Origin of the sequence: Chitinophaga sp., assembly GCF_039596455.1 — a bacterium.
Taxonomy (GTDB): Bacteria; Bacteroidota; Bacteroidia; order Chitinophagales; family Chitinophagaceae; genus Chitinophaga.
The window spans coordinates 476,442-501,225 of sequence record NZ_JBCNJR010000002.1 but is presented as its reverse complement, the minus strand read 5'-3'; the positions used below and the strand labels follow the sequence as shown (position 1 = coordinate 501,225).

Annotated in this window: 16 protein-coding genes; 6 read left to right on the top strand and 10 right to left on the bottom strand. The window is 55.1% G+C overall.

Annotated features, from left to right (window positions below; translation table 11 throughout):
- Window positions 1–207 precede the first annotated feature (207 nt).
- Window positions 208–1,419: a Gfo/Idh/MocA family oxidoreductase gene (locus ABDW36_RS11750; protein WP_343702094.1), complete on the bottom strand. Its 1,212-nt coding sequence runs from the start codon at window positions 1,417–1,419 to the stop codon at window positions 208–210.
- Between the two features lie 433 nt (window positions 1,420–1,852).
- Between ABDW36_RS11750 and ABDW36_RS11745 the strand changes: the two genes are divergently transcribed.
- Window positions 1,853–2,212, top strand: coding sequence for a GreA/GreB family elongation factor (locus ABDW36_RS11745; RefSeq protein ID WP_343702093.1), 360 nt, complete (start codon window positions 1,853–1,855; stop codon window positions 2,210–2,212).
- A gap of 63 nt (window positions 2,213–2,275) precedes the next feature.
- Here the strand turns inward: ABDW36_RS11745 and ABDW36_RS11740 are convergent, their stop codons facing one another.
- From ABDW36_RS11740 to ABDW36_RS11700, 9 genes are all read right to left on the bottom strand, one after another.
- Window positions 2,276–4,498: a DUF6259 domain-containing protein gene (locus ABDW36_RS11740; protein WP_343702092.1), complete on the bottom strand. Its 2,223-nt coding sequence runs from the start codon at window positions 4,496–4,498 to the stop codon at window positions 2,276–2,278.
- Between the two features lie 19 nt (window positions 4,499–4,517).
- Window positions 4,518–6,557: a beta-galactosidase gene (locus ABDW36_RS11735; protein ID WP_343702091.1), complete on the bottom strand. Its 2,040-nt coding sequence runs from the start codon at window positions 6,555–6,557 to the stop codon at window positions 4,518–4,520.
- An 11-nt stretch (window positions 6,558–6,568) separates the two neighbouring features.
- Window positions 6,569–8,026 carry a RagB/SusD family nutrient uptake outer membrane protein gene (locus ABDW36_RS11730; protein ID WP_343702090.1) on the bottom strand — a complete coding sequence of 486 codons (1,458 nt, stop codon included), beginning with the start codon at window positions 8,024–8,026 and terminating at the stop codon, window positions 6,569–6,571.
- Window positions 8,027–8,051: 25 nt separating this feature from the next.
- Window positions 8,052–11,291 carry a TonB-dependent receptor gene (locus ABDW36_RS11725; RefSeq protein ID WP_343702089.1) on the bottom strand — a complete coding sequence of 1,080 codons (3,240 nt, stop codon included), beginning with the start codon at window positions 11,289–11,291 and terminating at the stop codon, window positions 8,052–8,054.
- A 186-nt stretch (window positions 11,292–11,477) separates the two neighbouring features.
- Complete coding sequence (locus ABDW36_RS11720; RefSeq protein WP_343702088.1) at window positions 11,478–12,632, bottom strand: FecR domain-containing protein; 1,155 nt, start codon at window positions 12,630–12,632, stop codon at window positions 11,478–11,480.
- A gap of 65 nt (window positions 12,633–12,697) precedes the next feature.
- Window positions 12,698–13,264 (bottom strand): RNA polymerase sigma-70 factor, encoded by a 567-nt coding sequence (locus ABDW36_RS11715; RefSeq protein ID WP_343702087.1) that lies wholly within the window; start codon window positions 13,262–13,264, stop codon window positions 12,698–12,700.
- A gap of 34 nt (window positions 13,265–13,298) precedes the next feature.
- On the bottom strand, window positions 13,299–16,130 hold the full coding sequence (locus ABDW36_RS11710) for an FAD-binding and (Fe-S)-binding domain-containing protein (protein WP_343702086.1): 2,832 nt from the start codon (window positions 16,128–16,130) through the stop codon (window positions 13,299–13,301).
- A 117-nt stretch (window positions 16,131–16,247) separates the two neighbouring features.
- On the bottom strand, window positions 16,248–17,015 hold the full coding sequence (locus ABDW36_RS11705) for an SDR family oxidoreductase (RefSeq protein ID WP_343702085.1): 768 nt from the start codon (window positions 17,013–17,015) through the stop codon (window positions 16,248–16,250).
- Window positions 17,016–17,030: 15 nt separating this feature from the next.
- On the bottom strand, window positions 17,031–18,743 hold the full coding sequence (locus ABDW36_RS11700) for an IlvD/Edd family dehydratase (RefSeq protein ID WP_343702084.1): 1,713 nt from the start codon (window positions 18,741–18,743) through the stop codon (window positions 17,031–17,033).
- 151 nt (window positions 18,744–18,894) lie between these two features.
- On the opposite strand from ABDW36_RS11700, the gene ABDW36_RS11695 reads away from it, so the two are divergent.
- The 5 genes from ABDW36_RS11695 (at window position 18,895) to ABDW36_RS11675 (ending at window position 24,652) form a co-directional block, all read left to right on the top strand.
- Entirely contained in the window at window positions 18,895–19,506 is a 612-nt protein-coding gene (locus ABDW36_RS11695) for a sterol desaturase family protein (RefSeq protein WP_343702083.1), read from the top strand.
- Between the two features lie 114 nt (window positions 19,507–19,620).
- Window positions 19,621–20,649 carry an adenylate/guanylate cyclase domain-containing protein gene (locus tag ABDW36_RS11690; RefSeq protein ID WP_343702082.1) on the top strand — a complete coding sequence of 343 codons (1,029 nt, stop codon included), beginning with the start codon at window positions 19,621–19,623 and terminating at the stop codon, window positions 20,647–20,649.
- Between the two features lie 189 nt (window positions 20,650–20,838).
- Window positions 20,839–21,255 carry a DUF6088 family protein gene (locus tag ABDW36_RS11685; protein ID WP_343702081.1) on the top strand — a complete coding sequence of 139 codons (417 nt, stop codon included), beginning with the start codon at window positions 20,839–20,841 and terminating at the stop codon, window positions 21,253–21,255.
- Window positions 21,236–22,168, top strand: a complete 933-nt coding sequence (locus tag ABDW36_RS11680) for a nucleotidyl transferase AbiEii/AbiGii toxin family protein (RefSeq protein WP_343702080.1) — start codon at window positions 21,236–21,238, stop codon at window positions 22,166–22,168. Before ABDW36_RS11685 ends, ABDW36_RS11680 begins: the two co-directional genes overlap by 20 nt.
- Window positions 22,169–22,273: 105 nt before the next feature.
- On the top strand, window positions 22,274–24,652 hold the full coding sequence (locus ABDW36_RS11675) for a TonB-dependent receptor (protein ID WP_343702079.1): 2,379 nt from the start codon (window positions 22,274–22,276) through the stop codon (window positions 24,650–24,652).
- The last annotated feature ends 132 nt before the right edge of the window (window positions 24,653–24,784 follow it).

Sequence of the window (24,784 nt, the reverse complement as noted above, 5' to 3'; positions counted from 1 at the left end):
GGCTATACGCAGTTATAATTCAATGTGGTAAGGAGTTTCGGGAAAACTGCCGTTCAAATGCCTTTACTGTAGCGGCCTTTCAAAGGTTTCATTAAAGAAATAGCATTTTTTCCATATAAAACCCGGGCCTGCGGCAGGGCTGCAGGAAGCAGGACATAAAAAAACCGGCCTGAGGAGGGCCGGCTTTTGCAAACTGATTTGCTATTGTCAGACAATGTCATATTCTTTTTTCCATACCTGCTGCACATGCTCGTCTGCTGCCGCATTGCCCATAATAATAGCTACAGAGGCCATGTGGGCCGTTTCTTCATTAGAGGCGGGCTTTTTACCGTCACGTATGCAGGCCGCAAAATCTTTCAGCGCATAAATGGTAGGCTCGGGATTCGGCTCACCGGGCGCCCTGTAGGTCAGCTCCTCTCCCGCTACCGGCGCTTTCACCGTGGCATTGGTTACACCGTCTACCATAGCTCTTTTGATGGCCCGCGGCTCGGGGTACAGCAAGGCCTTGTTGCGGGAAATATCTATGGTGGCGCGGGTGCCCAGGATGCGGATGTTATAGTCCCGGTAGGCATTGGACAACGTGGAAGACACGCTGCTCTGGATGCCGCCGGGATATTCGTACACCGTGCGGATGGTGTCATAGGTGTCCCGACCGTCTTTCCAGAAATTGATGCTGCCGGCGCCCACCACACTCACAGGGTGCGTGCCCAGTATGTAATGCACCATGTCTATCTGGTGCGCGCAAAGTTCGGAAAGCGGGCCGCCGCAATACTCCCGGTACATTCTCCAGTTAATGGCCCTTTCCAGCGCAGGGTCATTGTTGGGCCGGCGCCAGTTGGAGTTTTGATGGTACTGGCATTCAAAACCTGTGATGGTGCCCAGCCATTGCTCATCTATGGCCTGTTTTACACGTTTATACAGGTCGTAGTAGCGGTACTGGAAACCCACCTGGAACACCTTTCCGCTGGCCTTTACCTTTTTCACCAATGCGAGGGACTGCCTGATGTCGTACGTCATGGACTTCTCCAGGTATACATGCTTGCCGGCATCCAGCGCAGCAACGGCAATTTCATAATGCGTGTACAAAGGCGTGGCAATGATCACCGCGTCTACTTCCTTATTGTCCAGTAACGCCTTGTAGTTGTTATAAGACTTTGCGCCGGGCGCAGCCAGCTTCATGCCCTGGGCCAGGTGGGAAGGGATGGGGTCGCAACAGGCGGCCAGCTCCACTTCAGGTATTTCCTTCAGTAAAGCTGCCAGCCCGGTGCCCCTTGAACCGGCGCCGATAAGGCCCAGTTTTATTTTAGCGGAAGGAGCGGCGGCACGGGCCAGGGAAGGAAGCCCCAAAGCCGCGCCAGTCAAGAGTATACCGCCGGATGCAATAAATTTCCGGCGGGAAAAAGCGGTGTGTTTTTCCATGTTTTTGTATTTTCCGGGTACGTTACCGAAAATTAGGCAATTTCTTTGATTCAGCATAATATTTTAGCAGGGAAGCGCTGCGCCGGCATTTCAGCCCTAACTTTAAAAGGCGTATATTTGCATTTGATGCTGGACATTCACTACATACAAACAGCAGCCTCGTTTGCCAATTACCCGGGGACCTTTGCCAGTGTTTTTCTACTGCCTGGCAAAGCGTACTTCTATTCCAACTTCAAAGACTTCTATCGCTTAGCCCCCGCCTGTTAGTACCTGCAGCAGCCGGGGGAAATACTATTCATCAAGACTGATCTAACAGGCAGCAGCCTGTAGCCGCGGTACCGCTTACCGCACGCGCGTTTTTTCCCGCCGCCGTCTCCTGAAGGCGTTGCGCCGGGCAGGCCTTGCCATGTTTTCACCGTAAAAATTTTCAGTAATGAACATCACACAAAAATCACAACCTATCATACATCAAGACGATCATGCTATTATTCTCACTTATCTCGGCACAGAAGCTACCGACCCGCTGAAAACCAAGCTGGAGCAGGCTAAAATCGTACCGCAAGACGAGTTCCCGCGGGACGTGGTGCGCCTGCATTCAAGGGTAGTGGTAAGAGACAAGATGGCCCGTATGAACTTCACTTACCACATGGCGTTGCCGGGCAGCAACCAGTCTGTAGTAGCGCCCATCGGCATGGCCATACTGGGTTTGCAGAAAGGAGAAGAAGTGCGCCTGCAGGAGCGGAACGGAAAGAAGTATTACATTGTAATGGAGGTGTCTAACCCTACCAGCTAAACGAAGCAGATCGTTGTTTATTTCAAATTACAGCGGGCGCCCTCAACCGGGCGCCCGCTGCTTTTATTCCGGCGTAACTTCTACCAGGCATACTTCCCTGGGCGCCAGCTCAAACCGCACTTTCACCGTGCCGCCGGCATAGCTGCCCAGCTCCCGCCGCCCGGCAGCATGTACCAGGTAAATTTTCCCGCTGTTGCCTAAACCATAATCTGCCGCCTTCAGCTGCATATCAACCGCATAAGGCCGCTGCTGCACACTGGCCAGCGCTATGCCCAGCGTACCGTCTGCCGCAGACCAGGCGGAATGGTAGATGGTTGGATATGTTTGCTCAAAGGCGGTCACCTTGTCTTTCTGCCCTGCGTAAATGGAGAGGCGCGACATGGGGAAACGTTCTTCCGGCACCGCCATGCGCGGGGCCCGGCGGTACGTGCCGTAGAGCAGGTATTTGAGGCTGTTGTTCCTGACGCGGGCCAGCTGCAGCAGGTAGTCTATTTCTTCTTTTCTTTCCGTGGCCAGCAGGGGTTTGTAATTGGCTATCATAGGCTGCATGCCCCAGGCAAAAGAACGCGCCTGCTCCAGCAGGAACTGGCGGTTGAATGCGGTATCCAGCGGCTGCAGCATATTGGCCGGGCGGTGCTCCGCGGGCCATAATGCATCATAGGGCGGTGTCAGCAAGGAAGAATAGTTGCCGTAAGCCAGCGCATACGGGTGGTACACCACCTGGAAGAACGGAATGGCCTGCCAGCCGTGTACGCCGGCATACCTCTCCCGGCTCACCTGCAAGGCCAGGAAAGCGTCTACATAGGGCATCCAGGCCTCGCCCACGCCTTCTCCTGACAATGTGATCTCTTTGCCGTTGCGCACCCTGGCGCGTATCTGGTCAGACAACCGGCCGGAGTTGGGCACCCAGTAATTGCCGCCGCCAAGCGGGTGGCCATGTGAAGGATCGTAACACATGCGGGTAAGACAGGTCTGGTCCATATACACACCGTCTACGCCATAGGTGTTGAGCACCGTATCACTGAGGCCGGCGTAGGTATTTTTCCAGAAGTCTGTGACGATGCACATATTGGTGAGCGCCTTGCCCGTAAAAATATTGTACACATGCGAGGCGGGCTGGCCGTCTGCATTCTTCACGCTGTAGCGCTCCGCGTGTTGTGTTTTCCAGCTGGCGGTAGAGTTGCCCCATTGTATCTGGTTCATGTACACGAGAGAACGCACGCCCTGCGCCTGCGCTTTTTTCACTGCCGCCATGAACGGCTCCCGGCCTTCGCGCGGGGGCACATACTCAGGAAACCCGTCGTCATAAGAGCAGCCGTGCCACCAGTGCCACAGCACATTTACCGGCAGGCCCAGGCGCTGCTGCAGGTCTGTGGCAGGCTCCAGCACTTCAGCGGAAGTGCCCCTGTTCCATACCCAGAGCGCGGTGCTTTTCAGCCAGCCGGCCACCTTGTTGCCGTGCAGGCGGCTTTGACGGCACCAGCTTTGTTTTTCTCCCCATTGGCGGTAGAGTTCCGCGGCGCTGATCCAGTCACCGGTAAAAGCGCCCACCACCGCATTGTAGGGCATGCTGTACCCTTGCCGGCCAGGCGTTTGATCAGGGTAGTTCACCATGTAGTATACCAGCTTTTTATCTGCCCCCAATTGCACGCCCAGGTTTTTACGGTAGGCGGCGGTATCATCTGCTGCGGCATACAGGCCGCCGCGCTGGTCATACAATGCCACCAGCTGCATAGACAAGTGGCCGGGGTAAAACCACTCGAACTTTGCACCGGGCTTTTTAAGCTGCTCACCAGGGTTGGCCAGCAGCTCTCCCATCCAGTTGGGTACGGCGAGGTTGGTGCCGGTTGTATGCTGCAGCCCTCCTATTTGCGGGAATACAATACCAGGCACCTGGTCGCCGTTTGTACCTTCTACCGCCAGGTGCCAGTCAGACAGGGCCTCCTGCTCCCGCAGGCGCACGGTCACCGTAACGGTAATATCTTTGTTCTTTGCTTCAGGCCATCCTTTCCAGGTCATCACCAGCCTGCCCGGCGCAGTTTGCCGGTGGGTGAAGCTGCTGAAGGCGTTGCCGGTCACTTTCCGCCCGCCGATGGTGATCTCCCAAACCGGCGCGCCGCCGGCGCTGCTGATGGTGCGCCGCTGCCCCAGGTCTTCCATGCTGACAAGGCCGCCATGGCGCGATTCAAATATGAAACGTACTTTTTTATTTTCCAGCCTGATATTGCCGCACCATGCCGGAACGGCCAGCAATATGAACGCGGCTGCGCAAATGAATGCCCTCATGCTTTTATGCTTTAATGTTTTAACGGATAAAATCTATTCTGAATAAACCGGTGCCGCCGGGCGGCTGGCTGATGGTGAACGTACGGGTGTTGCGGGCCAGCACTTGCTTCGTTTCAGGATCTGTTACCGTGGCCGGGGCCGGCAGCCGCACTGTTTTCTTTCCGCCGCTGCCGCTATGCACGGCCAGCCATCCGCGGCCGGCATATACTACGTCTCCGGGCGGCAGGTAACAATGTACGCCTGCCTTGTTGTACAAGGCGGCCAGTTCCGCGGCGTCCCATTTCACCTTGCCGGGGTAAGCCGCCGGCGTACCGCCGCCGGGCAAATAGAAGGTACTGTTGCGCCCGTCTGTATGCAATACGGCAATACCTTTGGCCAGCCATGCTTTTACAAGCCCGTTTTCGTGCTCACTTACATCCATGATGCCCATGAGCCATACCAGCTTGTAAGGGGAAGCAATGCTGTCCATGTCATTACGGAGATAAATGTCAAACGGCGCGCCTGCTTTGCCCAGCGCATAGCGGTTGCCGGTAATTTCCCCGGTGAGGGCGCCAAACGAGGCATCCCTGTTCTGCAGGGCCGCATCAGCTACTACAGCTACCTGCGGCCGCATCTGCGGGCTTTCTGCCGCGGGGTATTTTGTAAACCAGGTTTGCCCCTGCCGCAGCACGGCCAGCAGCCGCGCATCACTGAACCAGCCGCCCCACATATCGAACCACCAGCCGCCATACCCGTAAGCGAGCATGCGCGCCAGGTTCTTCTTCAGCAGGGAAGCAGACAGTTCAGGACTTTCCGGGCCTATCCAAACGCCTTTGGCATACCAGTCCCCTCCCGGCGGCTCCACATCGGGCCTGCGCTCGCGCAGCAAGGTGGTTTTGAAAGTACGGGTATCGTTTTCCGCCAGCCATAGCTTGCCGTGCAGCTGCAGTGATTTGATGGCCGCCATGGGCATCCAGTCTTCTCCCGCCACGCGTTTGTAGTCATTGGGACTGGAAAGGTAGTCCAGCTCCTTGCATTGCAGCAGCTTCGGCAGGGCGCTGTGGCCGCGGCGCGGGTCGTTCACAAAAAGATGGTAGCCGTAAAACGCGCCGGTGAGCAGCGTTCCGTTGCTGGCCTCTTTTACGATGCAGCAGAAATACCCGATCAGGTCTGTGATGGTTTCTCCATGAAACTCCATCGTGTTGATGAACCGCGTATCGTTGCTCCATTCCTTTCCTTTGTCCGCGCCGCTGATGTCTGCGGGCAGGGCATTGTCAAAATCTGCCGTGGTATTGCCCCATGCCTTTCTCAGCGCATCCGCGTTGTGATGGTAACGCTGGCGCAGCCATTGCCGGAAAGCGGCTTTGCGTACCTCACTTTCATCATGAAAGAAAGACTTGAAATGATAAAACCATTCTTCCGTAGAACCGCCTGCTACGTGTATGCCAATGAGGCTGTGGCCGTAGGGCGACTGCAGCAGTTTTTGCACCAGCGTGCGCAGGGCATCTCCCGCATCCTGCCGCCATTTTGCGGAAGAAAAGCTCAGCCGGAAGCTGGTACCGTCTGGCTGCAGGGCCACCCCGTCCGGATGTTGCCGCTCCCACCACACCGGCGGGTCCAGGTAAATACGGATGATGATTTTGGCGGCAGGGTCTGCCTCCAGCAGCTCCGCCATTTCTTTTTCCAGCGCCGTGAGGCCGAACTTGCCGGGGCCCTGCCAGATGGCTTCCCTGAAGGGTTTGATGCCGGAGGCGGAATTGATGCCCTGGTCTCCAAGGTAAGCGGGAACATTGTACAGGTGAATACCTGCGCCTGCCGCCTCCCGGTAATAACGCGGTTTCCCGAAGTAAGACATGTACGCGAACGGTGGCGTTAGCCGGCCGTTCACATACAGCGCGGGCACGCCGGCATGCATTTTCACTTCCGCGCGGGCGGGTTGTGGCCGCAATGCATCAGCAGCCTTGCCCGAAATTTCCGTCTGCTGCGCGGTAGTTCTCCCGCCTGCCGAAGATTGCGCCTTCAAAGCAGCAAATCCTCCCTGCAAAACCACCACCGCTAACAATATTACCTGTTTCATCATAGCGCCCTTCATTAGTACCCGGTATTCTGATCTGCCTGGGTAATATCTGGATTGGTATCAATTTCCTGCTGGGGAATGGGCCAGTTCAGGTGAACATCCTGCACGTCCCTGCCCTTGTTTGCCTTGATCACGGCCTTTATCTTGCCGGTGCGTTTCAGGTCAAGCCATCGTTTCCCTTCCATGAACAATTCATACGCCCGCTCCTGCAATACCGCATCGCGGAAACTTTCCTGCGTCCAGCCGGCAGCGGGGAAATCTACGGGAGAAGGCGCATTGTACGGGTACCCGTAAGCTCTTCTGTGTATCTTGTTCAGCTGCTCCAGGGCTTTGGCGGAAGGAGCGCCTTCCGCCATATTGGCGGCTTCGGCGTAAATGAGCAATACGTCTGCATAACGGAGGAAGGGATAATCGTTACCATGCCCGGTGGTAGTGGGCGCCGCCGGGTCTCTCCATTTGCTGAACTGTACGGGTGTAGATACGGGCAGCTTTTCCAGCTGACCGTTTTTGCGGTTGATATATTCGGTAAATACGCCCCATTGTTTGCGCGTGTCCTGCGCGTCCCAGGCGTTGAGGAACTTGTTGTCAAGCGTGGAATAGATCACGTAATTGCCGAAAGGGGAAAAGCTGGTTTCGCTGTAAAGCAGGTTGTGCGGCCACTCCCAGCCGTCCTGGTGGCTGAACTTGAGATAGAAGACTTCCTCCGGCGATCCGTTTACCGTAGCGCCGAACACATTGTCCCAATCTTCAGCCTTGCTGATGTTCACGAGTGAAAAGCTGCCGGAACCAATCACTTCATCCGCCTTGTCTCTCGCCTGCTCGTACTTGCCGGTGGTGAGGTATACCTCCGCCAGCAGCGCTTTGGCAGCGCCGGCGCCGGGGCGGCCGTATTGCGCGCCTTTGGGCGGCAGGCTGGTTTCCGCAAACTGTAGGTCTGCCACAATAGCGGCATATACTTCTTCCGCCGGTGTACGGGGAGAGCTGGCGGTTTCTGTGCTGAGGTACAGCGGCACATTTCCCCAATACCTTACCAGGTGGTAGTAGCTGAAGGCGCGCAGGAAACGGGCTTCGGCTATCAGGGCATTTTTATCCCCGTCACTCATCGTGGGTACGCCGGGAATTTTCTCTATCGCAATATTGGCATTACGGACGGTGCGGTACAGCCCGTCCCAGAGCGTAGCCACACGCGTAATATTCACTACGTCCAGCCCGTGGTATTCGCCAATGATGGAAGTGGAGCCCCTGCCCTCCGCATAATCAGCCATGATCTCCGTTTGCAGGAAATATGGCCCCCTGAAAACGCCTGACCGCAGCGGATTGTATATGGCGTTAACGGCAGAGCGCGCGTCTTCCGCATTTTTATAAAAGTTCTCTTCGGCCAGCCTGTCTTCCGGCACTTCGTCCAGGAACTTGCTGCAGGCGGTAAAAAGGAAACAAAAGCTCAGTATAAAAAGAATGTTTGGTTTCATCATGATGTGTACAATTTGAAGCGGTGAACTATAACCTGATTTTCAAGCCCAGCATCAGGGAGCGTGCATCAGGGTAACCGAACTGGTCTATACCCTTTGAAATGCCCGCGCCACGGGTGTTGATCTCCGGTGTGTAAAACGTATAGCGGGTGAAGGTGAAAGGGTTCTGCACCGCCAGGTACACCTGCGAGCCGGAACGGATGAACTTGTGGTCATCAGCCAGCGTGTAAGACAGCTGGATGTTTTTCACCCGTACATAAGACCCGTCTTCAATGTGCCGGTTGGAGCCCAGGTAGCGCGTGCTTTTGCTGATCTTCGGGTATTTGGCATTGGGATCGGGATTTTCCGCCGTCCAGTAATTCCCCAGCACGTCCCGCATCTGGTTGATGCCGAAGCTGAAACCGTCTGCCACGTTAGACAAATTATAGTTCAGGATGTCTACGTCCTGCACACTCGTAACCAGTATGTTCAGGTCAAACTGTTTGTAGCGCATGCGGGAGTTGAGGCCTATGATGTAACCGGGATTAGGGTCTCCGATGATGGTGCGGTCAAGACTGTTGATGGAACCGTTTTTGTCAAGGTCCTGGTAAACGATCTGGCCGTTATCATTCAGCCCGTTCTCCAGGTAGCCGTAAAATACGCCGATGGGGTAGCCTTCCCTTACCAGGCTCATAGCAGGCAAGGTATTGCCAAGCGTTTCCCCGAAAATGTCCGTTCCCCCGCTGAGGGTGATCACCTTGTTGCGGTTCATGGAAAAGTTGAGGCCAAGGTCCCAGAAGAAAGGCCCGCCGCTGAATATGGCAGACTGCAGGGAAATGTCTATGCCCTTGTTCTGCACCGTGCCCAGGTTGCGGATGGTGGTAGAATAGCCGCTGGAAGCATGTACGGGTACAGAGCTCAACAAGTCATTGGTACGTTTGGCGTACAGGTCTACACTGAGCTGCAGGCGGCTGGCGAAGAAGCTTGCATCAAAACCGGCATCTACCTGGCGGGTGGTTTCCCACTTCAGCTCGGGATTGGGTTTGATGGTACCAGGCGCAAAGCCGATGTAAAGGCTTTCATTCAGCACGGTTTGCACGCTTGACAGAATAGCGAGAGACTGGTAGGGAGATACGGCCGTGTTGCCGGTCAAACCCCAGCTGCCGCGCAGCTTCAGATCATTCACCACGTTTTTCACACCCTGCCAGAAAGGTTCTTCGCTTACGCGCCATGCCAGTGCCGCGGAAGGGAAATAACCCCAGCGATTGGCCTTGCCGAAGCGCGAAGAGCCGTCTGCCCTGAGGCTGGCCGTAACGAGGTACTTGCCTTTATAACCATAGTTTACACGGCCCAGGCCGGAGAGTATCGCATACTCGTTGCTGCTTGAGTTGGGTATGCCTGGCGTGGAACCAGACTGCAGGCTGTTGTTTTCCAGCGTATTCGTCAAAAACCCGGTAGCGCTGGCCGCAAGGTTCTGGCTTTTGTTCTTCTCCGCCATTAAACCGCCCAGCACCGTCAGCTCGTGATCTTTGTTGAAGGTTTTGTGATAGGTCAGCGTATTCTCGTTCACAATATTCATAGACTCCGCGTAGGTAATGGAGGCACTGCCGGTGGCGGAAGGCTGGAAAATGGTGGGAGAATAAAAATCCGTACGGGCGTTGGCATATTGCACGCCAACGGAAGTGCGGAACACCAGGCCCGGCAGCAGCGTGCCTTCCAGGAAGAGGTTAGACAGCAGCTCGTTGCGGGCGGTAATGTTCTTGCGCTCCAAAGCCATGGCAACGGGGTTTTCTGCAATATCAGGACTGAAGGCGTACGGCCTCACATTGCTGTAGCTGCCGTCTGCATTGTACACGGGCAAGGTGGGCGGCACTATGAGCGCACCGCTCAGCACGCCCGCACCACGTTCCGTATTGTTGCTGAAAAGAAAGTTGTTTTTTGTTCTGCTGAGAATGTTGTTGAAAGATACCTTCCAGTTATCGCTGATATTGTGTTCCAGGTTGGCCCGCAGCTGTGCGCGGTTGTAGTAGGAGTTGATGATCACGCCATCCTGGTCGAAATAGCTGGCAGAGAGATTGAAGCGTGTTTTATCACTCCCGCCGGAAACAGACAGGGCATGGTTCTGGATGGGCGCCGTCTGGAAGATCTCGTCCTGCCAGTCCGTTCCTTTGCCGAAGGCGGCTATCTGCGCATCCGTAAAGAAAGGCGTTTCATTATCGTTTTTGGCGCGGGTGTTGGCAAGCGTGGCAAATTCCTGTGCGTTCAGCATATCTATTTTTTTGGTGACCTGCTGAAAGCCGTAGTAGCCGTCGTAATTCACCTGCGTGCGGCCCGCCTTCCCCTTTTTGGTAGTTACCAGCACTACGCCGTTGGCGCCTCTTGAGCCGTAGACGGCGGTGGCGGAGGCATCTTTCAGCAGTTCAATGCTCACAATGTCACTGGGGTTGAGATTATCCAGCGAGCCGGTTACCGGGAAACCATCTATCACGTACATAGGCTCGTTCCCGCCAATCAACGAGTTGCCCCCGCGCACGCGCACGCTCAGCGCGCTGCCCGGCTCACCGGAGTTTTGCAGCACCTGAATGCCCGGCGCCAGGCCCGTGAGCGCCTGTATAGGGTTGCGGATGGCCTGTGAGCCCAGCTGCTCGCCTTTAACGGAAGAAATGGCGCCGGTGAGGTCACTGCGTTTCTGCGTGCCGTAACCTATTACCACCACTTCATCCAGCTTTGACTGCTCTACCTGCAAAGTAATGTTCATCGGTTTACCGGCAACAGCGGGCACCTCCAGCGGCTGAAAGCCTATCATGCGGAACACCAGTACGGCGCCCGGCGGAACATCATGCAGCGTATAACGGCCCTGCACGTCCGTTACCGTGCCCTTTGTGGTACCCTTTATGCCCACGGAAGCGCCAGGCAGCGGCTCTCCGGCCGTGCTGGTCACCAGGCCGCGTATGGTATCTGCCACTGCTGCCGGCGCCGGTTTGGGTGCGGGCGCAGGCTTCAGCTTGATCACAATGGTTTTGTTCATCAGCTCGTAAGTAAAGGGCTGACCTTCCAGGCATTGCTGCAATGCCGTTTCCAGCGAAGCATTTTTCACGCTCACCGTTACCGGCTTGCTCATTCTCATTTCCCTGGAATCAAACAAAAAAAGATAGCCGCTCTGCGCACTGATCTTTTTCAGCACAGCTTCCAGGGAAGCGTTTTTTTCTGTGAGCGTGTACTGCTGCGAAAACGCGGAGGCGCTTACCTGCAGGCAGATAACAGTCATTAGAACAGTGATCATTTTCATGGCACGGAACAGTTTTTGGTGAACAGTACAATGCTCCCTTACCTTATGGCGTTGCGTGAGGAGCCATTTACAGATAGCCGTAACATTCATAGCTGATGTCAAGTTAAAGTTTTGGTTGAATAAGGCATAGCTTCCCCGCACCGGCCAGCGGCCCGCGTGATCATCTCATGCCCGTTATAATTGGTTTTATTGAATTGCCTTTACTGTGCGGCCTTCTATGGTAAATTTCACCCGGCCTGCTACCTCCAGCATTTTTAATACTTCCGAAAGATTGGACGTTCTGCGCATCATGCCGCTGTACTCCTTGTCAGGCATGGAAGCATAGTCTATCTGCACATCGTACCAACGTTCTATCTGCCGCATAATGCTTTTCAGCGAATGGTTGTTGAAACGGAAGAGGCCCGTTTTCCATGCAATGGCATCTTCAGTATCCACGCTCCGCACCGTCATTTCGCTGCCGGCCAGCCGCACCTGCCGGCCCGGTTTGATCACTTCGCTGCGGTTGCCTTTGCTCACTCTTACAGCGCCCTCCAGCAGCGTGGTTTCCATCTGCGGCTCGTTGGCGTAGGCCATTACGTTAAAGTGAGTGCCCAGCACTTCTATATGCGCCCCGGCAGATTCTACGCGGAACGGTTTCTGTTTGTTATGCGCCACTTCAAAATAGGCTTCTCCCGTAAGCTGCACTACCCGTTCTTTCCCGTTGAACACGGCGGGGAACTGCAGGGACGATTGTGAGTTGAGCCATACCCTGGTGCCGTCCGGCAGCACAATGGAATATTGTCCGCCCCTTGGCGTGCGCAGCGTGTTCATGGCCACTGCGGCCGTATTTTCCGCATGTTCTTCTTCCTTGTATACCAGCTGGCCCTGCTGCGATTTGATGACGGCCGTGCCGCCCTGTGTGGCCAGAACACCTTGTCCCGCGCTGTCCAGCACTATCTGTGAGCCGTTGGCCAGCGTGAGCACGGCCTTGTTGCCGCCGGGCGCCGCGTCTTCCACAGCGGCGGGCTGTTGTACGGCCATCTGCTGCGGAGCAATGGCGGCAGGTTTCCTCAGGTAGAATGCCGCCGCGCCTGCTACCAGCGCCAGAGAGGCCGCTACCGCCCAACGGCGGAGGCGTACGGTTTTGCCGCGCTGCAGGCCCGCAGCCTGCCTCACCTTGCCCAGCAAACGCCGCCGGTGCTCCTCCTCGCTGGCCCCCAACTCCTCCGGTACCAGCATGGGACCGCTGTTGCCGGCATTAAACCAGCCGGCAAACTCTTTTTCTTCTTCGGGCGTAATGGTACCGTTCAGCCATTTGGCCGCCAGCTCTTCATAGCGTTGTTCCTGATGGGAGGATTGCATTTTGCAGGGCCTTTACTAACAAGTGCCCTGAGCGGAGGGAATCCCTTAGCGGGGTCAAAAAAAATTTACAGGAGAATGGACAGTAAAAACTGGTTGAGCCCGTGGCGCAGGGTTTTGAGTGCCTTACCCAGGTGGGCTTCCACCGTTTTTTCGGATATCTGCAGGGCTTCGGCTATCTGCTGCTGGGAATACCCTTTTTCGCGGCTCAGCCGGTATACCAGCTGGCATTTTTCGGGGAGGCCGCTTACCAGGGCTTCCAGGCGCTCCTGCAGCTCTTCAAAGGCCAGCCATTGTTGGGTGGAGTCATCTTCCAGGCCGGGCGCCTGCAGGCTGCCGAGGTACCGGCGGCTGTGATGCCGGCGGGCCAATACTTTGATAACGCGATATTTGACGGAAACCACCAGGTACCTGTCCAGCGCAGTGGTTATCTGCAGGCTTTCACGCCTTTTCCAGAGGGAAACAAATATTTCCTGCACGATCTCTTCCGCCTCTTCCATGTCCTGGACCTTTGCGGCGGCCACGGCAAACAGCTTCTTCCAATACCGGTTGTATATTTCGGTAAAAGCCGCGTCACTGCCTTTTGCCAGCAGGTCAAGCAGCTCATTGTCCGTATATTGGTTGAGCCTGTGCATAACGTTGGAGTAATTGAAGATAACAGTATTTTTTTTACCTGCCAACCGTGCATTCGTTCACCATGTACAAAATGGACTCATAATTTTTGTTCACAGCCTCTGTCATGGCCATTTCACAGGTTTTGGTGGAGGAGTAGTAACCACTGTATTCACCGGCTTTTACTTCGTTTGCTTCATGGAATGTGGCGGAAGCGGTCAGCTCCGGGAAGAGAAAACCGCGGTCTCCCGCCATGCCGCAGCAGCCCGCCTGTACAGGTATGGTTACACGCTCCGCAAAACGTTCTGCTATTTTCCGGAACTTGTTTTCCGTGCCCATCTTTTTCAGGGAGCAAACGGGATGCAGCACTACATTATCTTTTTTCACAGCGGGCTGGCAGGCGTCTATCACCATGTCATGCAAATAATCCACGCTGTCTATGATACGCAGCTGGTCAAACCGGGCCTGGTTTTCCGGGGTAAGATGGGGACGATGGCCATGCAGCGTGTACGCACAGGAGCTGACGTCTATCACCACCGGGTAACGGCCATGGGCCGAGCTTTCCCACAATTGTTCAATGATGTGGTTGGCCGTATGGCGGTAAGCATCGCCAAAACCTTTGGAGTGGAAGATCTGCCCGCAGCAGCTGCCTGCCGCATTTTCCATCACCTTCACACCAATGCCCGCCTTGGCAGACACTTCGAGGAAGGTTTCCATAATATTCTTTTTGCCGCCGTGAGAAGCGCCCAGCAGCCTTGAGATACAAGCCGGGAAGTATACCACCGTACCGTTGGGCCCTTCCGTGGGCGCCGCTTTCAGCGCTTTGAGGGAAGGCGGGCTGACAAACTGGTCTGACCACAGCGGTACGGCGGGTATGGCTTTGCGCAGCAGTTTGGTGATGCCGGTGATGGTTTTATGCCCCAGCACGGCACTAAAGCCTGTGGCCACTTTCAGGCCAATGCGGGCGGCTATTTCCGTAGCCTTGAAATGCCTGGCTACCCACAGCGCCGTTTTATTGGCGGAGGGGGAATGATTTTCACGGCGGAGGCGCTTCACCAAATCGCCCGTATTGATATCTACCGGGCATGCGCCGGCGCAAAGGCCGTCTACCGCGCAGGTGTCCAGCACGTCATACTGGTATTGGTCCAGCAGCACCTGGCGGTCTGCTTCCGCATGCGCCAGCCTCATGGCTTCCAGCGTACGACGCACTACAATACGGCGGCGCGGCGTGGTGGTGAGGTTGCGGCTGGGACATACCGGCTCGCAGTAACCGCATTCTATGCAGCGGTCTACTTCCGCTTCCACAGCCGGCAGCTGCTTCAGGTCTTTGATATGCACCTCCTTGTCTTCGTTGATGATAACGCCGGGGTTCAGCAGGTTGCGGCTGTCTGCCGCGGCTTTGATGCGCTGCATGATGCGGTAGGCATCCCCGCCCCATTCCGTTTCTACAAAAGGCGCCATATTGCGGCCGGTGCCGTGCTCCGCCTTGAGAGTGCCGTCATATTTCTTTACCACCAGCTCCACCACTTCGCGCAGAAAACGGTCGTAGCGGTCTATTTCGGTGGCATTGTTGAAAGACTGCGTTACCACAAAATGTATGTTGCCGTCACGGGCGTGGCCGAAGATGATGGCATTGTCGTAGCTGTATCTTTTAAAGAGGTCCTGCAGCTCCAGGATGGCGTCTCCCATGGTATGAAGCGGGAAAGCCACGTCTTCCAGGATCACCGTGGTGCCGCTGGCCCTTACCGCGCCTACGGCGGGAAAGAGGCCTTTGCGCACTTTCCAGAGAAACTCCCTTTCGTCAGGGTCTATGGTAAACACGGGGGCGTTGAGCAGGGAAAGGCTGCCCACTTGCGCCAGGAAGCCGTTTACGCGCAGCTCCAGCTCTTCCACCGTAGATTCCTGGAACTCTATCAGCAGCGCGGCGGCGGCCGGGGGCAAGGTTTTCACGAAGGGGTCCATGCCGGGCAGATGCTCTACCGCGCGCAGGGAAGCCCTGTCCATCAGCTCTACCATCAGCGCGCCCGCATCTTTGAGCGGCTGAATGGCCTGGCAGGCGGCGTAAATATCCGGGAAGTACAGCAGGGCCGTGCTTTTGCAAGGCTCGTCAGGAATGGTTTCCATCACCGCTTCCGCAATGAAGGCCAACGTGCCTTCCGCGCCAATCAGCAGGTGCGCAAAAATATCGAGCGGATGCTCGTAGTCTATCAGCGCGTTGAGGGAATAGCCTACGGTGTTTTTGGTTTCATACTTGCGGCGGATGGTGTGGTGCAGCACATCATTCTGCAACACGTCCCGGCGCAGAGCGGTCAGTTCCTCTGCCAGCGCGGGACAAGCCTGCAGAAAGCGGTCATAGTCTGCCGGCGCTTCCGTAGAAAACACCTGCCCGTCTGCCAGCATAAAACGGATATACCGCGTGGTGTGATAAGAGTTGTATTGCACGCCGCAACACATGCCGCTGGCGTTGTTGGAGAGAATGCCTCCCATCATGGCGGCGCTGATGCTGGAGGGATCAGGGCCTATTTTACGTTTGTATTTTTTCAGGTAAGCATTCACCATGGCGCCGGTAATGCCCGGCTGCACGCGTACCAGGCGGCCTTCTTCCGCAATGTTCATGCGGTTCCAGTACTGGCTGAGGTCTACGAGGATACCGTTGGTGATAGACTGGCCTGAAAGACTGGTGCCGCCCGTGCGGAACACCATGGGTATGGCATGCGTATGCGAAAAGCGGAACAATGCGGCTATTTCCTCTTCACTCACCGGCTGTACAATGGCCTGCGGCACAAGGTGGTAAAAACCCGCGTCTGCCGCGTATGCCACCCTGTCTATCAATCTTGTTTTAATGCGTGCTTCCGGTAATATCTGTTTTAACCCTTCCCCTGGATTCATATGTATTGCATTTTGTGCCTGTAAGCCCGTTAGAGGGGGCGCTGCCGGCAAGCACCAAAGATCATAAAAAATCAGCGGGTTTTTAGCACTAAATTATCATCTCACGGCACCACATTATCAGAAGGGAGACGGGCTCACGGAGGTCCAGCCCCCGTCTATCACCACACATTGCCCCGTAATATGCCGCGCCTTGCCAGACACGAGGAACAGTACCGCGTTGGCAATATCCGTAGTGGTGGCGGGGCGGCCCATGGGCGTAATATCAGACCACACCTTTTCATAGCCGGGATCATTCAGCGTCCTTTCCGTGAGCGTGGCGCCGGGGGCCACGGTGTTGACCGTGATGCCGTGGCCGGACAGCTCTATCACCAGGTTTTTGGCCAGCATTTCAAGGGCCGCCTTCGTCATGCCGTAAGCGGCCAGATCTTTATGCGCCTGGTGCCCCGTAACGGAAGACATGAACAGCAGCGAGCCGCCCCCGCCCTGGCTGATCATCTGTTTGGCCGCTTCCTGCGCCAGGAAGAACGTACCACCCAGGTTCACCTGCAGCACCTGCTGCAGGGATTCCGGCGGGTAAGTGAGGAAGTTGCCGAAGAGGGTGATGCCCGCATTGGCCACTGCAATATCCAGCCGGCCAAAGCTGCTGACCGCGGTGGCTACCATGTTGCGTATCACCGGCAGCTCCGCCGTATTGCCCGGCACCGGCATGCAGGCGCCGCCCGCGTTGGTGATCCGCTGCGCGGCTTTTTCCGCCAGCGCGGCATCAATATCGTTCAGTATAACGGCAGCGCCTTCAGCGGCCAATTGCCGTGCTATTTCAAAACCTATGCCCTGCCCTGCTCCCGTTACTATTGCTACTTTTCCTTTGAAAGATGGTGTATCCATTTTAGTGCTGATGGTTTAATGCGAATCCCGCAGCACTTCGCTGCCGGAGCTTCCTTTTAGAAAATCAAAATCTGCGCCCAGGTGCGCCTGCTCCACGTGCTGCACGTACAATTGCACGTAACCCCGGCGGAACGGGCTTTCCGCCGCCTGCCAGGCCGTCCTCCTTTGGGCCAGTATATCTTCCGCCACCAGCAGGTTGAGGGAGCGGCCGGCCACGTCCAGCGCAATGAGGTCACCGTTCTCCACCAGGGCCAGGGTGCCGCCGGCAGCGGCTTCAGGAGATACATGCAGCACAACGGTACCAAAGCCGGTGCCGCTCATCCTGCCGTCTGAAATACGCACCATGTCCGTAATCCCTTTTGCCAGCAGCTTTTTGGGCAAACTCATGTTGCCTACCTCCGGCATGCCGGGATAACCTTTTGGGCCTACGTTCTTGAGCACCAGGATGCTGTTTTCGTCTACCGCCAGGTCAGGGTCATCTATACGGGCTTTATAATCTTCAATGTTCTCGAACACCACCGCCTTGCCTGTATGCTGCAGCAGCTGCGGGCTGGCGGCGGAAGGTTTTAATACCGCGCCTGCTTCGCAAAGGTTGCCGCGCAATACCACCACACCGGAGAGCGGGTTGAAAGGCGCGTCAACAGGGGCTATTACATCCGGGTTGAGGGAAACGGCCTTCTCCACATTTTGCCGCACCGTTTTGCCGTTGGCCGTTACCGTATCCGCATGCAGCCAGGGCAGCAGCTCCTTCATTACAGCAGGCAGCCCGCCGGCGTAATAGAGGTCTTCCATAAAATATTTGCCGGAAGGCTGCAGGTTTACAATGAGCGGGATGTTGGCGGAAAGGCGGTCAAAATCGTCCATATTCAGCTCCACCCCGATTCTGCCGGCTATGGCCAGCAGGTGGATCACAAAATTGGTGGAGCCGCCGATGGCCGCATTGACCCGGATGGCATTTTCAAACGCTTCGCGCGTGAGTATGTCAGACAGCTTCATGTTACTGCGCACCATATCTACAATGCGGCGGCCGGAAAGCTGCGCCAGTACCTTGCGGCTGGCATCCGCAGCGGGTATGGCCGCATTGCCCGGCAGGGACAGGCCCAGGGCTTCCACCATGCATGCCATGGAAGAAGCCGTGCCCATTACAGCGCAGTGGCCGCGGCTGCGGCACATGCCGGCTTCCGCCAGGTTCAGCGCTTCTTCAGACATGATGCCGGAACGCACATCGTCCGTGAACCGCCAGATGTCGCTGGTGCCAATATCCCGCCCGTTATACTTGCCGGTGAGCATGGCGCCGCCAGATACTACAATGGCCGGCAGGTTTACGCTGCAGGCGCCCATCACCAGGGATGGCGTGGTTTTGTCGCACCCGCAGAGCAATACCACCCCGTCTACCGGGTTGGCGCGCACGGACTCTTCCACGTCCATGCTCGCCAGGTTGCGGTACAGCATGGCCGTTGGTTTCATTAAGGTTTCTCCGAGAGACATGACCGGGAACTCTACCGGGAAACCGCCGGCCTCCAGTATGCCCCGCTTTACGGACTCCGCCAGCTCCCTGAAATGCGCATTGCAGGGCGTCAGCTCAGACCAGGTGTTGCAGATGCCGATCACCGGCTTGTTGGTGAACTCGTCTGGCGGAATGCCCTGGTTCTTCATCCAGGCGCGGTAAATAAACCCGTCTTTCCCCTTTCTTCCAAACCACTGCCGGCTTCTGAGTGATTCTTGCATGTGATGTGCTGTTTACGTGTGCTTACAAAATACAATTTTATACAAGTATCTGGTAACAGCACAACCAGGCCATACCACGGTTCAAGGGTAAAATTCCCCGGCTCATGGTAAAAACGTTTGCCCGGAGCGGCCGCAGGTGCATTTTTGCCTTATGCAATTTGAAAAGATCAGGAACAAAGGCCAGGCCCGGCTGTTCGAGAACCGCTACCTGGAAATGCTGACCAAAACCCATCCCCTGGTGATATGGGGCATGTACCTGCCGGTGATCGGCTGCATGCTGTACCACAGCCATACCGCCCTGCAGTTCTCTTACGGGGCCATCACGCTTATTTTCACCGGTGCGCTGCTGTTCTGGTCTTTCTTCGAATACATCATGCACCGTTTCGTATTTCACATGGTATCAGAAAACCCGCGGCTGCGAAGGCTCACCTATATGCTGCACGGCAATCATCACGAGTACCCGCGAGACAGGCAGCGCCTGTTTATGCCGCCCGTTCCCAGCCTGCTCATTGCCTCCCTCCTCTTTGGCGCCATGTACCTGCTGCTAGGGGAGGCGGCCTTTATTTTCTTCCCCGGCTTTTTGCTGGGCTACCTCATTTACGGCAGCCTGCATTACGCCATCCATGCCTGGAACCCGCCGTTCAAATTCATGAAGCCGCTGTGGCGCAACCATCACCTGCATCACTACAAAAGTGATGAAAAGGGCTTTGGCGTGAGCACTTCTTTGTGGGACAGGGTGTTCGGCACTTTTTTCAAACTGTAGCAATACTTGTTGCAGCCAGCTTCTTCAAAGTGAAAAAAGATCAGCGCCTTCATTGGGCAAATGGATTTATCTGGTTACTTTCGGAGGGTAATTGGAGCCTTAAAATTGCACCCCATGAACGGTACAACACAGTTCAAACTCCGGCAGCTTGGTGTAGTAACCGTCACCTGGCTGATCATTGGCCTGCTGATAGCCATTTATGATCATTTTGTATTGCATACCCATAACTCCGCCGGCCCTGCTCCGCAATATACGCTGGCCGCATCCATTGTGCTTAACATGGCTATTGGCTTGTTCGGCGCGCTGGTAGGCGGCGGCACGCTCATCTTTTTCGTCAACGTAAAGTATCACGATAAACCCTACGGCCAAACCATCCTGGTAGTGACCGTTTCTTTCATCCTCATCATTATCACCATCAACCTCATACTGCGTGCTATTTCCCTGCCAGACAGCATGCGCATGGCCAAGAACGGGCTGGTATGGGCAGTGGTGGTAGCTACCACGCAACTGCTGTTGCAGATCAACAGCAAATTCGGCCCCGGCACGTTCTGGAACATCATCAGCGGCAAATACAATACGCCCCGGCAGGAGCGCCGCATCTTCATGTTCCTTGACATCAACTCCTCTACCTCCATTGCCGAACGGCTGGGCGATAAAAAATACCACGCGCTGCTGAAAGACTTTTTTATGGACATCACCAACCCGGTGCTGGACAGTAAAGGCGAGATCTATCAATACGTGGGGGATGAAGTGGTGATAGCCTGGCGGTATGAGAACGGCATAGAGAACAGCCAGTGCGTGCAGTGCTTTTTCGACATCAAACACTACCTGAAAAAGAAAGAAGAAAAATACCTGCAGCAATACGGCGTGCTGCCCTCCTTCAAGGCGGGCATTCACTGCGGCCATGTTATTGCCGGGGAAATTGGCGTGATCAAGCGTGACATTACCTATTCCGGAGACGTGCTGAACACCACCTCCCGCATACAAAGCCTTTGCAAGGAATTTAACGAAGAGGTGATCATGTCTGCAGACCTGGCCGCCAGCCTACGCCTCAACAGCAGCTACAGCACGGAAGCGCTGGGCGTTATCAGGCTGCGGGGCAAGGAGAAGGAGATGCAGCTGATTGCGCTCAGGCCGGTCTAAAACAGTTAAGTGCATAGCGGCACTTTTTATATTGTATATATTGTGTATATTTACAATTCATTCAAATTTTATTATCAATATTTTAGACCGAAATCACTGTTATTCAACAGCACCTGATTTTTCACTCAAAATGTCGTATTTTTGCATTATATATTAATCTCCAATTAGCAGCGTGTTATTTGACTATTGATGACATACAGTAAAACCATAGAAGGCCGGATGGCAGCCCGGATCGCTAAAAAGAAAGCGCCGGTTGTAATGCGCAAGGACTTTGCCGACCTTGGCGGATATGACCAGGTAGGGCGTGCACTGATGAATTTGGTCTGCAAGGGAAAGTTGGTGCGGATTGGATATGGTTTGTATGCAAAGACCAAGGTGTCCAAGGTCAATGGCAAAATACTACCTGCCGAGCCTTTACCCATTTTGGCAAAAAGGGCATTGACACGCCTTGGCATCAAGACAGTCCCAACCAAAGCCGAAAGAGACTACGCAAATGGACGGTCTACGCAAGTACCTACAGGACGGATGATCGGCGTAAAAAATCGAATAACGCGAAAGATCGGCTACAACGATGCACGCATTTATTATGAACGGACTACCTTCTAAAGCAGTGATGGAGGATACTGCCTCCGAACTTGAAATTGTTCCGGCGTTTGTTGAAAAAGATTGGTATGTTACTCAGGTTATAAAACTCATCACAGAACTCGCATTTGAAGATTTTCAAATGATATTCACCGGGGGAACATCTCTTTCAAAGGCACATCATATTCTTAAACGTTTTTCCGAAGATATCGATTTTAGGGTTATCTGCCCCAGCTTAGAGCAGCTAAACGCCAATAAGCAAAGAACAAAGTTGTCAGAACTGAAAAGAGCTGTATTTGCCCACCTCAGGACCGCGTTCCCTGATCTGCAGGAAAAAAACATAACAGCACGAAACGGCAATCGTTTTTTTGCAGTAAGTCTTGAATATCCCACACGTTTTGGGCACGCGGATGCATTAAGGCCCCATCTGCTCGTTGAATTTACTTTGGCCAGCCTGATGATGCCAGGCATCGTTCTGCCGGTTTCCTCCTTGATTTCCGAAGTGGCAGGCGCTCCTCCCGAAGTAGCGGCCATCACCTGCGTAAACCCTGTTGAAAATGCAGCCGATAAGGTTAGTGCTTTCGTATGGCGAACGATGGACAGGGTACGAGGTAGCGAAAACGATGATCCCTCCATTGTGCGGCACTTGCATGATCTAAGCCCGCTTTCCCCCCTTGCAAAGGCTCATCCGAAGTTTAGCGAAATAGTACTCACTACCCTTCAGCAAGACGATGGACGCACTGAAAAATTGACGGGCATGACGCCGCGACAAAAATTTTCCCATGCAATTAATGCACTCAAAATAGACCCGGAGTATGCAAAGGAATATACAAGATTCGTTGAAAGCATGTCATATGCCGGATTAGAAGACATGCCTGATTTCGCTTCCGCACTTTCCGATTTTGAGTCATTGGTCAAACATGTGCTGGACACATAGTGATTCCCGGAACTTTTTCCCGATCTCGTAAATCAATTTACGGAATGGATAAATAGCAGGGCTTCCTGCGCATGTAATTTGCGCTGCGAATAAACCCTCTATAACATGTTCCGCACATCGCTACACTATTTATACTGCCTGCTGGCAGCCATGGTGCTTTGCCACCCGCTTTACGCCACTGAAGAAAAAGGCAACGGCCATATACGGGGCAAAGTGACCACGGCAGACGGGCACGCCGCCCCCGCCGTTTCCATCATACTGAAAGGAACGTCCAAAATGGCCGTTACTCAGGAAGACGGCAGTTTCCTGCTCCGTGAGATCAAGCCCGGCAACTATGAAATTGCCGTGTCTTACCTGGGGCAGGAAAACGCCGCACAACCCGTTACCGTAGCAGCCAATAAAACGGTGCGGGTAAACCTGGTACTGAATATTTCCAGCGTCACCCTGCAGGAGTTTACCATTACCAAACACCGCGGCTCCTACAAAGACCTGCTGAACTCCCCCACCCTGCGCCTGGCCGCGCCCCTGATAGAAACGCCGCAAAACATACAGGTGGTGACCAGCAAAGTGCTGGCAGACCAGCAGGTAACCAGCATGAGCGACGGCCTCATCCGCAACGTGAGCGGCGCCACCAGGCTGGAGCACTGGGGAGATATGTACGCCCGCGTGAACATGCGCGGCTCCCGCGCCTCCGCCTTCCGCAACGGCATGAACGTTACCTCTTCCTGGGGGCCGCTGACGGAAGACATGAGCTTTGTAGAGCGCGTAGAATTTGTAAAAGGCCCGGCAGGCTTCATGATGTCTAACGGCGAGCCCAGCGGCATCTATAACGTGGTGACCAAAAAGCCCACCGGCGTTACCCACGGCGAAGCGGGCATTACCCTTGGCAGCTACGATTTCTACCGCGCCACGCTTGACCTGGACAGCAAGCTGGAAAGAACCGGCCGCCTACTCTACCGTTTTAACCTCATGGGACAAACCAAAAACTCCTTCCGTGACTATGAGTACACCAACCGCTACAGCATTGCGCCCGTACTGAGCTATAAGGTAGATGATAAAACCACGCTCACGCTGGAGTATGCGCTGCAGCACGCCAAAATGTCTAACGTAGGCACCTACTACGTATTTGCCGCCAATGACTATGCCGTACGCCCCCGTGATTTCACCACCGCAGAGCCCAACCTGGACCCCACGGTGATAAATGACCACAGCGTGATGGTCAACATGCAGCATAACTTTTCAGACCAATGGAAACTGACCGCACAGGCCGCCTATTTCAACTACCAGCAAACCGGCAGCTCCATGTGGCCGGGCGCCGTGAATGCCGATGGCACCATGATACGCCGCGTCAGCATCTGGGACGCCTCCAACGAAGCCAAATACGGCCAGCTGTTCGTAAACGGAGACGTAACCACCGGCGCCATCCGCCACCGCATACTGGGCGGGCTTGACCTGGGCAATAAAGAGTATATGGCAGACTGGAACCAGGGCCACAACCTGGATTCTGCGGGCGCATATTTCAACATCTACCAACCGGTGTATGGCAAACCCGCCAACGGCCTGCCCGCTTTTGACCGCAGCAAAAGCCTGCGCGAGCGCGCCGGCAGCAACATCATCAACCAGTCTTACACCGGCGTATACCTGCAGGACGAGCTGGGCGTCTGGCAGAACAGGATCCGCCTCACCCTGGCCGGCCGCTTCACCTATGTGGAAGAATCTTCTTACGGTACCAAAGTGTCTGAAAAGAAATTCACGCCCCGCGCCGGCATCAGCGCTTCCATTGACCCCAACACGTCCGTATATGCTTTGTATGACCAGAGTTTTGTGCCGCAGACGGGCCTGCTGAGAAGCGGGGAAAAAGTGAAGCCCATCACCGGCAACAACATTGAGTTAGGCGTAAAACGTGACTGGCTGGGTGGCCGCTGGAACACCACCGCCTCCGTATACCGCATCCTGAAAAACAACCAGCTCTCCAACGACCCCGACAACCAGGCCGGCGAAAACTTTTCCCTGCAGCTGGGCCAAACCAAAACGGAAGGCGTTGAATTTGACTTGCGCGGACAGATAGTGCCCGGCCTTGGAGTGATTGCCAACTACGCTTTTACCGATTCCAAAATCACCAAAGCCACCAAAGGCATGGCAAAAGGCGCCGCCGTACCGGGCTTTGCCAAACATACCGCCAACGCCTGGCTCAACTACCGGCTGCAACAAGGCGCGCTGAAAGGCATCGGCATTTCCGCCGGCTTCTCCTTCATGGGAGACAGAAGCACCTGGACCTGGGGCGCCGTAAACCAGAAAGACCTCCCGGATTACTTCCGGCTGGACGGCGGCCTTTTCTGGGAGCGGGAGCGGCTGAGCATCAACGCCAACGTGCTCAATCTGCTGGATGCTTACCTGTACAGCGGCGCGGCTTATGCCACGTTTTATTACTGGCAGGCGGAACCGGGGAGGAATTTGCGGGTGAGTGTGGGGTATAAGTTTTAGTGTTTTAATGCAAGGTTTATAGAAGGGCCCGCTGCTGTAGAGGAGCGGGCTTTTTGTTTGCAGTATGAGGAGCAAAATGAAGATTGATATGTGCATCCAGCCTGGCATGCAACAAATGTAGAACAGGAACTA

What these genes read in the sequence shown, in the direction of transcription:
- ABDW36_RS11705 (WP_343702085.1), bottom strand. Translation starts at nt 17,015, where the DNA reads ATGGATACACCATCTTTCAAAGGAAAAGTAGCAATAGTAACGGGAGCA.
- ABDW36_RS11715 (WP_343702087.1), bottom strand. Translation starts at nt 13,264, where the DNA reads ATGCACAGGCTCAACCAATATACGGACAATGAGCTGCTTGACCTGCTG.
- ABDW36_RS11745 (WP_343702093.1), top strand. Translation starts at nt 1,853, where the DNA reads ATGAACATCACACAAAAATCACAACCTATCATACATCAAGACGATCAT.
- ABDW36_RS11700 (WP_343702084.1), bottom strand. Translation starts at nt 18,743, where the DNA reads ATGCAAGAATCACTCAGAAGCCGGCAGTGGTTTGGAAGAAAGGGGAAA.
- ABDW36_RS11725 (WP_343702089.1), bottom strand. Translation starts at nt 11,291, where the DNA reads ATGAAAATGATCACTGTTCTAATGACTGTTATCTGCCTGCAGGTAAGC.
- ABDW36_RS11690 (WP_343702082.1), top strand. Translation starts at nt 19,621, where the DNA reads ATGAACGGTACAACACAGTTCAAACTCCGGCAGCTTGGTGTAGTAACC.
- ABDW36_RS11720 (WP_343702088.1), bottom strand. Translation starts at nt 12,632, where the DNA reads ATGCAATCCTCCCATCAGGAACAACGCTATGAAGAGCTGGCGGCCAAA.
- ABDW36_RS11750 (WP_343702094.1), bottom strand. Translation starts at nt 1,419, where the DNA reads ATGGAAAAACACACCGCTTTTTCCCGCCGGAAATTTATTGCATCCGGC.
- ABDW36_RS11735 (WP_343702091.1), bottom strand. Translation starts at nt 6,557, where the DNA reads ATGATGAAACAGGTAATATTGTTAGCGGTGGTGGTTTTGCAGGGAGGA.
- ABDW36_RS11730 (WP_343702090.1), bottom strand. Translation starts at nt 8,026, where the DNA reads ATGATGAAACCAAACATTCTTTTTATACTGAGCTTTTGTTTCCTTTTT.
- ABDW36_RS11685 (WP_343702081.1), top strand. Translation starts at nt 20,839, where the DNA reads ATGACATACAGTAAAACCATAGAAGGCCGGATGGCAGCCCGGATCGCT.
- ABDW36_RS11740 (WP_343702092.1), bottom strand. Translation starts at nt 4,498, where the DNA reads ATGAGGGCATTCATTTGCGCAGCCGCGTTCATATTGCTGGCCGTTCCG.
- ABDW36_RS11675 (WP_343702079.1), top strand. Translation starts at nt 22,274, where the DNA reads ATGTTCCGCACATCGCTACACTATTTATACTGCCTGCTGGCAGCCATG.
- ABDW36_RS11695 (WP_343702083.1), top strand. Translation starts at nt 18,895, where the DNA reads ATGCAATTTGAAAAGATCAGGAACAAAGGCCAGGCCCGGCTGTTCGAG.
- ABDW36_RS11710 (WP_343702086.1), bottom strand. Translation starts at nt 16,130, where the DNA reads ATGAATCCAGGGGAAGGGTTAAAACAGATATTACCGGAAGCACGCATT.
- ABDW36_RS11680 (WP_343702080.1), top strand. Translation starts at nt 21,236, where the DNA reads ATGAACGGACTACCTTCTAAAGCAGTGATGGAGGATACTGCCTCCGAA.